This is a genomic window from Ochrobactrum sp. C6C9 (genome assembly GCF_022627935.1).
Classification (GTDB): Bacteria; Pseudomonadota; Alphaproteobacteria; order Rhizobiales; family Rhizobiaceae; genus Brucella; species Brucella teleogrylli.
In genome coordinates this window covers 171652-184741 of the sequence record NZ_JABXGB010000002.1, presented here as the reverse complement: position 1 = coordinate 184741, position 13090 = coordinate 171652, and the positions used below count along the sequence as shown (strand labels likewise).

Genomic DNA, 13090 nt, shown 5'->3' with positions numbered 1-13090 from the left:
TAGCGGCAAACCGCCATGGTCAGATATTAGCATTGTCTATTATCTGGAATAGTCCCCCTAGATTGGTTACACTATCCAAAATCTCGAACAATGACGGTTATTGATCAATGGACCAACTTTCGGCCATGCGCGCCTTTCTCCGGGTTGTCGAAACCGGAAACTTTACGCGCGCCTCCGCGTCACTCGGCATGCCCAAGGCAACCATCAGCAATCTCATTCAGGGATTGGAAGCCCATCTGGGCGCAAAACTCCTCAATCGCACCACCCGTCGTGTTCTCGTAACACCGGACGGCGCACTTTACTATGAGCGCGCGGCGCGATTGCTGGCCGATCTGCAGGAACTCGACGGCAGCCTGTCCAGCGCACAGACCTTGCCCAAAGGCCGCCTGCGTGTGGAAATGGCAAGCGCCGTCGCCAATTTGATCGTCATTCCAGCCCTGATCGAGTTTCACCAGCGCTATCCCGATATCCAGATCGATCTCGGCGTATCGGATCGCCCGGTCGATTACGTGGCGGAAAATGTGGATTGCGCCATTCGGATTGGCGAATTGACCGACCAGTCGCTGATCGCCCGACGGATCGGCGACATGCATTCCATCGCCTGCGCTTCCGCCGAATATCTGGATCGCTGTTCCACGCCGCGGCACCCGTCGGATCTTGCCAACGGCACCTATGCGGTCGGCTATTTCCGTCCGTCCACAGGGCAGCAAATGCCATTTCAGTTCAGGCGTGGCACCGAGGAAATCGAAGTCAACGGGCGCTATGTCGTGGCCGCCAATGAAGCGACCACCTATCTGGCGGCGGTACGCGCCGGTCTGGGGGTCGCGCAGGCGCCTTTGTTCATGGTCCGGGACGATCTGGAAAAAGGCACCTTGAGGCCCGTTCTCGAAGACTGGGAGATCGACCCGATGCCGATCTATCTGGTTTACCCGCCCAACCGGCATCTCAGCAACCGGCTGCGCGTTTTTGCCGACTGGGTCGTGAAGGTCATCGCCAAATCGCAAATGGTTGAGCGCCGCTAACCGGTTCCCATCCCGCAGATTCGGAGATCCGTTCTGGAAAATTTATTTCTGGATACTGGTCTTGACGAACCCTTTTTCGCGCCTATGCATATATAAATCTGACTGTATCGAATTGAAACATATGCCTTATTGGCAACTGCTACAGTCATCTTGCCCGTTTACTTATCATTTGACATGCATTAGCTTCGGAGCCACCAATAGAGAGGGAGCATCTTAGCCAACTGTCGTACAGAGCGCATCGTGAAAAGTGACTGGCGGCTGTCGGATAAGATGTAGTTGAACACCAAAAACTAGTGTGTTTGCAAGGTTTCAAACCTCAGTGAAACCGATCTAGATCAGACGACCCGATATTCTGCCCAGAACTGCTTTCGTATCTATTCTTATTCGTTTTGTAATGAGAGGGGACTATGGCGTCAGGCGACAATCAGAAACTTCCGCTTCTCGCGCTCACCGCCATGGTTGTGGGATCGATGGTCGGCGCAGGTATCTTCAACCTGCCCGGTCGTTTTGGTGCGGCCACAGGTCCCTTTGGGGCAATCATCGCCTGGCTGATCGCTGGCACCGGCATGTATATGCTGGCGCGCGTCTTTCAGGTGCTAGCCGAGAAGAAACCCGATATCGACTCCGGCGTCTTTGCTTATGCCAAAGCCGGTTTCGGAAACTATATGGGGTTCCTTTCGGCTTTCGGCTATTGGCTCGGCAGTTGCCTCGGCAACGTGTTTTACTGGGTGCTGATCGGCTCCACGCTCGGACGCTTCTTCCCCGATATCTTCGGCGATGGCAGCAGCGTGCCCGCCATCGTCGTCTCGCTGATCGGAATCTGGTCGTTTCACATGATGATCCTGCGTGGTGTGGAACAGGCGACTTTCATTAACACGATCGTCACCGTGGCCAAGATCGTGCCGATCATCGTCTTCATTCTCATTTTGATCTTCGCATTCAATTACGATCAGTTTGCCGAAAACTTCTTCGGCGGCCCGGACATGCCTGCCAAGCCGCTGATCGCGCAGGTGCGAGACACGATGCTGATCACGGTCTTCGTGTTTATCGGCATCGAAGGCGCCAGCGTTTATTCCCGCTTCGCCAAGAAGCGCTCCGATGTGGGCACGGCAACCATTCTCGGCTTTGTCGGCGTGCTGGGCCTGATGGTTGCAGTCACGCTGCTGCCCTATGCCGTGATGCCGCAATCGGCAATCGCTGCCGTTCAGCAACCCTCGCTCGCCAGCGTCCTCGAAGTGGTGGCTGGCCATTGGGGCGCGGTGTTCATTTCCATCGGCGTGCTGGTTTCCGTTCTCGGCGCCTATCTTGCATGGTCGCTTATCTGCGCCGAAGTTTTGTTTGCCGCCGCAAAATCGGACGACATGCCGAAACTGTTCGCGGCGCAAAACAACAACCGGGTTCCAGCCAATGCATTGTGGCTGACCAATATCGTCGTCTCGCTGTTCGTCATCTCGACCTACTGGTCACGGGACGCCTTCAACTTCATGCTGGACATGACGAGCGTGACGTCGCTTTTGCCTTATCTGCTTGTGGCGGGCTACGGCATTTTGGTGACCCGTCGCGGCGAAGGTTATGAGGCCGATGCGCGCGGACGCGGGCGCGATCAGGTTTTTGCCTGGATTGCCGCCATCTACACCATCTTCATGTTCATCGCCGCCGGGCTGAAATATGTGCTGCTGGTGGCCGTGCTCTTCGTGCCCGGCACGATCCTTTATTTCTGGGCAAGGCGGGAACAGAAGGTGCAGCTCTTCACCACGGTGGAACTGGTCATCTTTGCCATCACCGTGATTGCCGGTTTGATCGGTTTCTACGGTCTGCTGACCGGCCTCATCACCCATTGAATGTTCGGCGAATAATCACGCGTAGGGAGGTTCAAGCACCATGACAAACGACACTCCGCTTGGTGTACATTCTGAAGTCGGTCAATTGCGCAAGGTGCTTGTCTGCGCACCGGGACGCGCGCACCAGCGCCTGACGCCCAGCAATTGCGACGACCTGTTGTTCGATGATGTCATGTGGGTCGATAACGCCAAGCGCGACCATTTCGACTTCATGACCAAGATGCGCGACCGCGGCATCGAAGTTCTGGAAATGCATAATCTCCTCGCCGAGACGCTGGCTGTGCCGGAAGCCAAGGCTTGGATTCTCGATCATCAGATCGTGCCCAACCAGATCGGGCTTGGGCTGATCGATGAAGTGCGTTCCTATCTCGAAGGCCTGTCAAACCGCGAGCTTGCTGAAACGCTGATCGGCGGCCTGTCCACGACGGAATTTCCGGAGGATATCGGCGGCGAACAACTGGCGCTGATCCGCGATGCCGCCGGGGCCAATGAATATCTGCTGCCGCCGCTGCCCAATACTCTCTATACCCGCGACACCACCTGCTGGATTTATGGCGGCGTGACGCTGAACTCGCTCTATTGGCCAGCGCGCCATGAAGAAACGATCCTGACGTCTTCGATCTACAAGTTCCATCCCGACTTTGCGGGCAAGGTCAATGTCTGGTGGGGCGACCCGACAAAGGATTGGGGCCTCGCCACCCTGGAAGGGGGCGATGTGATGCCCATCGGCAAGGGCAATGTGCTGATCGGCATGAGCGAGCGCACCTCCAGGCAGGCGATCAGTCAGGTCGCGCAAGCCCTGTTCGCCAAGGGTGGAGCCGAACGTGTCATCGTCGCCGCTATGCCAAAACTGCGCGCTGCCATGCATCTCGATACGGTTTTCACCTTCGCCGACCGCGATTGCGTGCTGATTTATCCGGATATCGTCGATGGGATCGATGCCTTTTCCTATCGGCCTGATGGCAAGGGTGGCGTCGAACTGCACAAGGACAAGGGCAGCTTCGTCGATACGGTGCGCGATGCGCTGGGCCTGAAGAAGATGCGCGTCGTCGAAACCGGCGGCAATGATTACATGCGTGAACGCACCCAATGGGATAGCGGCGCAAACCTTGTCTGCGCCTCGCCCGGCGTCGTCTTTGCCTATGACCGCAACACCTATGCCAACACGCTGCTGCGCAAACAGGGCATTGAAGTCATCACCATCACTGGCGCGGAACTTGGGCGCGGTCGTGGCGGCGGCCATTGCATGACCTGCCCCATCATTCGCGACGCTGTGGACTACTAGGCGAGGTTTCGTGCGAATGACGGGAGGCACGCGGACGTTCGGTGCCATCGTACCAGCCATACTGGTCCTTGCCCTGATGTATGTGGCGCAGTCGGTTTTCGCGCCGCTCGTCTTTTCGCTGTTCATCATCGCCATGGTCTGGCCGTGCCAGTCTGTTCTGCAGCGCTATATGCCGCGCGGCCTTGCCCTGCTGATAACGCTGGTGGTCTCCATGGCCGTGATGATCGTCGTCGGATCATCGCTGGTCTGGGGCGTCAGCAAACTCGGACAATGGTTCTTCATCAATGCTGATCGCTTGCAGGCGATTTATCTCAGCTGGACCGGCTGGCTTGAGGAGCATGGCATTGCGCTCGTCGGGCCATTGGCTGACCGTTTCGATGTTCTGTGGGCGGTTCGTTTCATGCAGGGCATGGCGGGACGGCTGAACAGCTTTGCCGGCTTCCTGCTTCTCGTCTTCATCTTCCTCATGCTGGGCCTTTTGGAAGTGGACGACTTCAACAAGCGCCTCACCTCCCCCCGCGCCCAGCCCTATGGCAAGACCATCCTGCTCTGCAACCGCATCATCGGCGCCAAGCTGCGGCGCTATATGCTGGTGCGCACATTTGCCAGCGTTCTCACTGGCCTGATTGTCTGGTTGTTTGCGCTGGGTGCAGGTCTGGAACTGGCGACCGCCTGGGGCGCAATCGCCTTTTCCTTCAACTATATTCCGGTGCTGGGGCCGCTCTTTGCGACGACCTTGCCAACACTGTTCGCCATCGTCCAGTTCGACTCCTGGCAATTTGCCCTGGTGGTGTTTCTCAGCCTCAATGTCATCCAGTTCGTGATCGGCAGTTATCTTGAACCCCGGCTGGCCGGTGCATCGCTGTCGATCTCGCCCTTCGCGGTCATATTCGCGGTGTTCTTTTGGAGTTTCATGTGGGGCATTGCTGGCGCATTCATTGGCGTTCCGATCCTGATCGCCGTCATCGTCTATTGCGCGGCAGCCCCTTCCGCTGCGTGGATCGCCGCGCTGATGTCGAATGACGAGCCGCTTCTGGTGGAAACAGACGCAAATTTGCATTGACGTGATTACAAGAATAAAATGTAGGAATATTCATAAGCATTGACTCTGCAATACTTATTTTCATAGAATTTCTAGCATCCGCATAGCGTTCAATTCTATTGTAAATTACCATTCCGGTAACAGAGGAGGAACCGTTATGTTTCGGCTGGGACAAAAATATCAATCCTTCGTCCATGGCTCCGGCTGCTCCTGTTTCAGCCCGTCCTTGCAACAGGTTTCCCGCCGGTTGGACAGTTTTTCACGCCGCTCCTTCCTTGCCGGGCTGGGAGCAACCGCCATCGCGGCGGCCGCCCCGAAGAAACTCCACGCCCAGACGGCCGGTCCATCAGCCAAGACCTTGTTCCGGCAGGTCAGCCTGTTTGACGGCAAGTCGGACAGCCTGCGCGCCGATGTCCAGATTCTCGTCGAAGGCAACAAGATCGTCGCCGTGGACACGACAAACAGCGCGCCGCCCGAAGGCGCCACGGTGGTTAATTGCGGCGGTCGCGTTCTGATGCCCGGTCTGATCGACGCGCACTGGCACACTTTATATGCTGCCGTGCCTTTGAATGTGCTGTTGACCGGCGATCCTGCGGGCATATTCGCCTCATCGACGGCGGAGGCTGAGCGCACGCTGGAGCGTGGCTTTACGACGGTTCGCGACATGGGCGGGCCGGTGTTCACTTTCAAACAGGCGATTGATAACGGCATTATTCCGGGGCCTCGTATTTACCCATCCGGCGCGATGATCACCACGACGGGCGGACACGGCGACCTTAGAATGCCTTTCGAGGTTCCGCGTGGCGGCAACGAGCTTAGCCTCGGTGAAAAGATCGGCGGCGCGGCCATCGTGGACGATGCGGGCAGCCTCAAGATGCGGGTCCGTGAGCAGTTGATGCAAGGCGCGTCGCAGGTGAAGCTGGTCGGTGGCGGCGGTGTTTCAACCCCGCGCAGCCCACTCGATATGTCCACTTTCGACGAAAACGAAATACGCGCCGCCAATGACGTGGCGCGCGACTGGAACACCTATATGACGGTGCATGCCTATGCACCGCACACCGTGCAGCGCTCGCTGAATGTCGGTGTAGGCTGTATTGAACATGCGCATCTGATGGACGATGAAACCGCGCGAATGTTTGTCGACAAGAATGTCTGGCTCAGCACGCAGCCCTTTCTCAGCATGGACGATACCGGCACACTGACCGGCCCTTCTGCTGAAAGAGCCCAGCAATTGTTCGCCGCAACGCCCCGTATGTATGAACTGATCCGCAAGCACGGGGTCAAGACCGCATGGGGTTCAGATATTCTGTTTTCACCCCAACTGGCTCCGCGGCAGAGCTTCATGCTCACCCATCTCAGCCAGTGGTATTCGAACGCCGAGGCGCTGCGCATGGCAACGTCCGGCAATGCGGAACTTCTGACCCTTTCCAACCTGCGTAATCCTTATCCGGGCAAGCTGGGCGTGATTGAAAAGGACGCGCTAGCGGATCTGCTTGTTGTGAACACCAACCCGCTTGAAGATATCCACGCGCTGGAAAAGCCTGCCGAAAGTCTGGCGGTCATCATGAAGGATGGCCGCATGCAGAAGAACACGCTGTGATCGGTCGCGACCGTCTCCGTATGATGCGTGAAACAAAGGGCGAAGTTTCGGCTTCGCCTTTTTTATGCGCTGTGCGTGCAACGCCAAATGGCGATTATTTAGACGAATGCCTATTTTATAATCAAAATCGTTTTCAGCGCCGGTTAAGTGCTGCCCGCCTGACGACCTTGCTTCGCTTCGCGGAATCCTGCCTCAAATTTTGACCATTTAATAAATTTTATCTTTTCAAGGCCTTAGGCCAAAGGCGCGGCCAGAAAACATACATTTTACGAAACTGGCATGACACTTGCTTTCTTATTTTACATAAGCAGGGAAGAGCATATTGACGGTTGGCTGCCCTACTGCGTTGGTTCAATACCCGTCATAAAAGAGACTAGGCGATGACAAAGTATAAGCTCGAGTACATTTGGCTTGACGGTTACACTCCGACACCCAACCTGCGTGGCAAGACACAGGTGAAGGAATTCGATGCGTTCCCGACGCTCGAGCAACTGCCGCTCTGGGGTTTCGACGGTTCGTCGACGATGCAGGCCGAAGGCCGCAGCTCCGATTGCGTTTTGAAGCCGGTCGCGGTCTATCCCGATCCAGCCCGCACGAACGGCGCTCTCGTCATGTGCGAAGTCATGATGCCGGATGGCGTCACGCCGCACCCATCGAACAACCGCGCAACCGTTCTTGACGACGACGACGCATGGTTTGGCTTCGAACAGGAATATTTCTTCTATCAGAACGGTCGTCCGCTCGGCTTCCCTGAGCATGGTTTCCCCGCACCGCAGGGCCCATATTACTGCGGCGTCGGCTCCAGCAATGTCGGTCCGATCGCCCGCAAGATCGTCGAGGAACATCTTGACCTCTGCCTGGCCGCCGGCATCAACCACGAAGGCATCAATGCCGAAGTGGCCAAGGGCCAGTGGGAATTCCAGATTTTCGGCAAGGGTTCCAAGACCGCAGCAGACCAGATCTGGATGGCGCGCTATCTCCTGCTTCGCCTTTGCGAACAGTATGAAATCGACATCGAATTCCATTGCAAGCCGCTGGGCGACACCGACTGGAACGGCTCGGGCATGCATTGCAACTTCTCGACCAAGTTCATGCGCGAAGTTGGCGGCAAGGATTATTTCGAAGCCCTGATGGCCCAGTTCGACAAGAACCTGCAGGAACATATCGACGTCTACGGACCCGACAACCATCTGCGACTGACGGGCAAGCATGAAACGGCTCCGCTGGACAAGTTCTCCTACGGCGTTGCCGACCGTGGCGCTTCGATCCGCGTGCCGCATGCCTTCGTCAAGAACGGCTATAAAGGCTACCTCGAAGATCGCCGCCCGAACTCGCAGGGCTGCCCATACCAGATTGCCTCCCAGGTGCTGAAGACCATTTCTGAAGTTCCGACTTCGGAAGACGAAGCGCTTGCCGCTTAATTTTTAGGCAGGCATCACACAAACGGATTGGCCGGGGCACAAACCCCGGCCAATTTTTTAATCCGTGAAAACCGCAATCGCTTTATCGCAAATGATGCACGGTCTGCAGTTCATAGACCGGCGTATCGATGCCCTCCATGCGGGCTTTCAGCTGCAGCGACAAATATTGCGAATAATGCCGCGACTGATGCAGGTTGCCGCCGTGGAACCACAGCGCCTCCTGCTGCGTCGGCTTCCACATATTGCGCTGTTCGCCTTCCCACGGGCCGGGGTCCTTCGGCGTTTCCGACCCGAGACCCCAGACCTTGCCGACCTTGTCCGCCGTTTCCTGATCGATGATATCCGCGACCCAGCCGTTCATCGAACCGTAGCCCGTCGCATAGACGATCAGATCGGCAGGCAGTTCGGTTCCATTGGCAAGCCGCACGGAGTTTTCGGTAATCTCCTCTATCTGCCCTGAAGCGAGCTTGATCTTGCCGTCGATGATGAGCTGCGAAGCGCCGATATCGATATAATAGCCGGAGCCGCGCCGCAGATATTTGAGGAACAGGCCCGAACCGTCCGAGCCGAAATCCAGCTGGAAACCAGCCTTTTCAAGCGCGGCATAGAAATCAGCATCGATCTCGCGGATCTTGTCATAGATGGGCTTTTGAAACTCATGCATGATACGATAAGGCAGCGAGGCGAAGATCAGATCGGCCTTGGCCGTCGTGACGCCATTTTGCACCGCCTCTTCCGAATAAAGCGCGCCGAGCCCGTGTTTCATCAGCGGCTCCGAGCGCACAATATGCGTCGATGACCGCTGCACCATGGTGACATCGACACCCGCCTCGCAAAGGGCTGCGCAAATATCATGCGCCGAATTGTTCGACCCGATGACGACGACCTTTTTGCCCTTGTAACCATCCGGCCCGGGATGGCGGGATGAATGCTGCTGTTCGCCCTTGAAGCGATCCTGTCCCTTGACGTTTGGAATATTCGCCTTGCCCGACATGCCGGTTGCGAAGACCAGTTGCTTTGGACGCAGGATGACTTCCTCGCCGTCGCGGTCTACGACGACCGACCATTCCTTCTCGTCTTCGTTCCATTTCGCCGACTTGACGGTGGAGCGCGTCCAGTAATTCAGCTCCATCACCTTGGTATAGAATTCCAGCCAGTCGCCAATCTTGTCCTTGGGCGCAAAAACCGGCCAGTTTTTCGGAAAGTCGATATAGGGCAGATGGTCGTACCAGACGGGGTCATGCAGGCAGAGCGACTTGTAGCGCTTGCGCCATGAATCGCCCGGTCGTTCGTTGCGTTCGACGATGATCGTCGGCACGCCGAGCTGCCGCAGGCGCGCGCCGAGCGCAATACCGCCCTGTCCGCCGCCGATCACCAGCACATAGGGCTGTTTTTCATAGCCGAGCGTGCGGGCTTCCTCCTCACGTTCTTCCTTCCATGTCTTGGCGCCAAGGTCGTGACCATGCTTCGCGCCCAGCGGACGGGTGAAGCCTGATTTTTCCTCATGCCCCTTCAATTCCGACATGACGGTGAGAAGGGTCCATATCTTGCCACCCTTCAGGCGAATGAGACCGTAGCCGCGCGCAACTTCCGTCTCGAAGGATATCCAGCTTTCGGTGACGCCATCGGCTTCCGTCGCTGTTTCACCAGAGGCGACGAGCCATTTGGTTGGCTTCACCAGCTGCAATTGGGATTGCAGCATGTCGCGCACCTGATCATGCCCTTCCACGGTCTTGATGTTCCAAGTGAAGGCAACCAGATCGCGCCAGTAGCAATCATCGGCAAACATCGAAACCGCTTCATCGATCCGCCCGCCTTCCAGTGCTGCGCCGAACTTGTCGAGAAAGGCCTGTACGCGGACTGTCGGTGTTTTCTCAAGCATTGCAATTTCCTCCCGTGGATGTGGATAGCGGACTTCTCCCAAGGCCCGTCGGAGAAGGATGAGCAAACGGCGTGCCAGATGGCTTGCAATCGCCAAGCTATTGTTTTTGCATTATTTTATTCAGAAGAAGCATTGCAGCCGCAAATGATGCAACAGCTATCGTGCAACAGGTGTTGCACCTGTTGCAGCATTAATGTGTGGGCTTCAGGCGGCGGTGGATCGTGGAACGATTGACACCCAGTTTTCGGGCCAGCGCGGAAATATTGTTGCCGCACTCGTCAAGTTGACGGCGCAAAACCTGCTGATCGGAACGGTCATTGTCCGCCGCGGTCACAGTCTGGAAATGTTCGGGCAGGCAATCGGTGGTGATTGTGGCGTCTGTTGCAACCGCCGCTGCAACACGCAACGTATTGTCCAGCTCGCGCAGATTGCCCGGCCAGCCATAGGCTGCAAGCGCCTTTCGCGCAGCGCGGTCAAGCGTGATTGTCTCGCCCTCTTCTTCGCCGATACGGCGCAGAAGGTGATCAACGAGGCTGTCGAAATCCTGTCTCTGTCGCAGCGGCGGCAGGGTCAGCGTCGCGGCATTGAGCCGATAGAGCAAATCTTCGCGAAAACGGCCCTCGGCAGCAAGCGCCGCCAGATCGCGATGCGATGCCGACAAAAGCCGGAACCTGACCGGCTTCGGTTTCAGCGCGCCGACTGGCTGAATTTCGTTTTCCGAAAGAACCCGCAGCAACCGGCTTTGAAGAGCGAGTGGCATGTCGCCAATCTCGTCCAGAAACAGCGTGCCACCATTGGCCGCTTCGATAAGCCCGGTCTTCCCCTTCTGCATTGCGCCGGTGAAAGCGCCGGGGACATAGCCGAACAATTCGGATTCGATCAGCTGTTCGGGTATTGCCGCGCAATTGACCGCGATAAACGGACCGGGCTTGGCGGTGCTATCATGGATGGCGCGCGCCAGATATTCCTTGCCGCTGCCGGTTTCGCCTTTGATGAGGATCGGCAGACGGCGATCCGCCAGTTTGGCGGCGCGGGCCTGCAGCGCCTCCATGGCCGGGTCGCCGAAACTCAACTGGCGCAGCGCCCCAGGCAGCCGCACCGATATGCTGCTGGTCGCAGGCGCACGGAAACTGCTGACCGGCGCAATGGCGCTTGCAAAAAGCGCCAGACCGTTGCGCGCCCGGAGCAGACGCTCGCCATTGGGGCGTCCGCGCATCAGGGCCGGAAGCTGATCGATATCGATATCGAAGACGCTGGAGATGGGTTTCCCGATGAAGTCCTTCGTCGAGACCGTGCTCAGATTCATGCCGCGCGCAACAGAGCCGAAACCGCCATGTGTCATGCCGGTGATTACGCCGTTGCCATCAATCGTCATCGCGGCATCGGGATCGACGTCCAGAAAATCTGGCAGTCGCGCCAGACGCAAAACCCAATCCTCGCGCGCCCGGGTCATGAGATTCGCAAGCTCGATCCGCCGCGCAGTGGAAGCAACCAGATGCAGCGCCAGCTGCTGGCTGGCCTTCGCGGTCGGCGAGCGCAGTTGCGAAATATCGAGCACCGCCGACAGATCGCCGAACGTATCGAAAATGGGCGCCGCCGTGCAGGTCAGGCCGATATGGCAGGCGTCGAAATGATCGTCCTGATGGATGATGACGGGCTTGCCTGAAACCATGCAGGCCCCGACGGCGCAGGTTCCCGCCCTGTCTTCCGACCATTCCGATCCGAGATAAAGCCCCGCCTTGCGCAGCTGATTGTCGAAAGTGGGGTCGCCCATGAACTCGACTGTAACGCCGCGCGCATCCGACAGCAGCAGGACGTAGCTTTGATCGGCGACTTGTCTGAAAAGCGCTTCGAGGCCGGTACGCCCGATGCGGATGAGCTCTTCCGACTGCTCGCGATGTTCCCGCAGCAATGTGTCGGGCACGATATAGGCTTCCTGCGTCTGGGCGGGATTAAGCCGATAATCATTGAGGCAGCGCAACCAGGATTGAATGACAGGGCGATCACGATCCGAGGCCCCGCCCATGGCGACGCGCTCAATCTCCTTGATGTGCGACAGTGTCGACACCATGACCATCCTCCTCCGCCTGAATGCTGGCACAAGACGGAGGGGCGTTCAAGCGAATAGAGTGTCAGCCGATGAAGGCTGCATAATTCTCATCCAGCACCTTGCCCAACAGGGCCGAATAAGCGCCATAATGATCGCCGTCCCTGGCGATACGCCCGAAGGAGGGTTCCTCAAAGGCAGATAGCGGCAAAAGCACCAGCGGCGTCGAAACCGGCGTCAGCTGCGCGCCCTGCCCCGCCCGCAACGTCGTCAGCAGGCCGAACATCTCGCCCGTAATGCTGGGTCGCGACAGAACCACCATCCGATATTGCCCGGATGTGTTGGTGACAAGATAGATATGCCCCGACCGATGCGGCACAGATACCGAGCCATGCTGGGAGAAAGACGCATCGGTGCGCTCCCGTTCCCGGAACCGCAGCCGCGTTCCCTCGTCATCCCAGACGATTTCCGTGCAATAGGCGAAGATCGCATCCGCATCGCCAAAGGACGGACGCAGGGTCAGATAGGTTCCCTCTAGCCACGCAACGGCGGGCCGCGAATAGGCACCCAGCTCCTCCGGCGCATGGCCGCTGCCTGTGCCGCTCGCAACAGGGCGCTCGATGGTGTCGCCTGCCTTGGGCGCCTGCGCCGCGCCCGGTTCGCGCAGGGCCACACCCATTGCCTGTTCCAGCCGGATGATGGTGGCGAGCGTGAAAGGACGATGCCCCGATAGCGCCTTTTCTAGCGTTGAAAGGCTGATCCGCGCGTCGTCCGCGAGTCGCTGGCGCGAAATACGCCGCCGCGCGATTTCCTCGCGAACCCGGGCCGCAACGCTACTGCTTTGATTTTCCGACAGATAAGGGTCCCCGTGGACCATGCGCCAATGTCCTGATTGCGTACTTTCTTTCACAATTCCACACATATCCGCCAGCGGCAAGACGCTTTGCGGC

The 13090-nt window shown here is 57.7% G+C and carries 9 protein-coding genes; 6 read left to right on the top strand and 3 right to left on the bottom strand.

All coding sequences use genetic code 11. The features are described from left to right. Positions 1–107 precede the first annotated feature (107 nt). The 6 genes from HWD97_RS02265 (at position 108) to HWD97_RS02240 (ending at position 8211) form a co-directional block, all read left to right on the top strand. Complete coding sequence (locus tag HWD97_RS02265; protein ID WP_109366886.1) at positions 108–1022, top strand: LysR family transcriptional regulator; 915 nt, start codon at positions 108–110, stop codon at positions 1020–1022. A 407-nt stretch (positions 1023–1429) separates the two neighbouring features. After that, on the top strand, positions 1430–2863 hold the full coding sequence (locus HWD97_RS02260) for a basic amino acid/polyamine antiporter (RefSeq protein ID WP_121538440.1): 1434 nt from the start codon (positions 1430–1432) through the stop codon (positions 2861–2863). A gap of 40 nt (positions 2864–2903) precedes the next feature. After that, positions 2904–4148: an arginine deiminase gene (arcA, locus tag HWD97_RS02255; protein WP_109366884.1), complete on the top strand. Its 1245-nt coding sequence runs from the start codon at positions 2904–2906 to the stop codon at positions 4146–4148. Between the two features lie 16 nt (positions 4149–4164). Further along, on the top strand, positions 4165–5211 hold the full coding sequence (locus HWD97_RS02250; protein ID WP_109366883.1) for an AI-2E family transporter: 1047 nt from the start codon (positions 4165–4167) through the stop codon (positions 5209–5211). A gap of 136 nt (positions 5212–5347) precedes the next feature. Then, a complete protein-coding gene (locus HWD97_RS02245) occupies positions 5348–6790 on the top strand; it encodes an amidohydrolase family protein (RefSeq protein WP_109366882.1) in 1443 nt (480 codons plus the stop codon). 380 nt (positions 6791–7170) lie between these two features. Continuing rightward, positions 7171–8211, top strand: a complete 1041-nt coding sequence (locus HWD97_RS02240) for a glutamine synthetase beta-grasp domain-containing protein (protein ID WP_109366880.1) — start codon at positions 7171–7173, stop codon at positions 8209–8211. Positions 8212–8293: 82 nt separating this feature from the next. Here HWD97_RS02240 and HWD97_RS02235 read toward each other — a convergent pair whose 3' ends face one another. From HWD97_RS02235 to HWD97_RS02225, 3 genes are all read right to left on the bottom strand, one after another. After that, positions 8294–10093 (bottom strand): NAD(P)/FAD-dependent oxidoreductase, encoded by a 1800-nt coding sequence (locus HWD97_RS02235; RefSeq protein ID WP_109366879.1) that lies wholly within the window; start codon positions 10091–10093, stop codon positions 8294–8296. 190 nt (positions 10094–10283) lie between these two features. Then, positions 10284–12164, bottom strand: coding sequence for a sigma-54-dependent Fis family transcriptional regulator (locus tag HWD97_RS02230; protein WP_121538438.1), 1881 nt, complete (start codon positions 12162–12164; stop codon positions 10284–10286). 61 nt (positions 12165–12225) lie between these two features. Continuing rightward, positions 12226–13017 (bottom strand): helix-turn-helix transcriptional regulator, encoded by a 792-nt coding sequence (locus HWD97_RS02225; RefSeq protein ID WP_121538436.1) that lies wholly within the window; start codon positions 13015–13017, stop codon positions 12226–12228. Positions 13018–13090 lie beyond the last annotated feature (73 nt).

Bases quoted from the DNA above. Each gene is read 5' to 3' on its own strand.
- arcA (WP_109366884.1), top strand. From the start codon at position 2,904: ATGACAAACGACACTCCGCTTGGTGTACATTCTGAAGTCGGTCAATTG.
- HWD97_RS02260 (WP_121538440.1), top strand. From the start codon at position 1,430: ATGGCGTCAGGCGACAATCAGAAACTTCCGCTTCTCGCGCTCACCGCC.
- HWD97_RS02235 (WP_109366879.1), bottom strand. From the start codon at position 10,093: ATGCTTGAGAAAACACCGACAGTCCGCGTACAGGCCTTTCTCGACAAG.
- HWD97_RS02250 (WP_109366883.1), top strand. From the start codon at position 4,165: ATGACGGGAGGCACGCGGACGTTCGGTGCCATCGTACCAGCCATACTG.
- HWD97_RS02265 (WP_109366886.1), top strand. From the start codon at position 108: ATGGACCAACTTTCGGCCATGCGCGCCTTTCTCCGGGTTGTCGAAACC.
- HWD97_RS02225 (WP_121538436.1), bottom strand. From the start codon at position 13,017: ATGGTCCACGGGGACCCTTATCTGTCGGAAAATCAAAGCAGTAGCGTT.
- HWD97_RS02240 (WP_109366880.1), top strand. From the start codon at position 7,171: ATGACAAAGTATAAGCTCGAGTACATTTGGCTTGACGGTTACACTCCG.
- HWD97_RS02245 (WP_109366882.1), top strand. From the start codon at position 5,348: ATGTTTCGGCTGGGACAAAAATATCAATCCTTCGTCCATGGCTCCGGC.
- HWD97_RS02230 (WP_121538438.1), bottom strand. From the start codon at position 12,164: ATGGTGTCGACACTGTCGCACATCAAGGAGATTGAGCGCGTCGCCATG.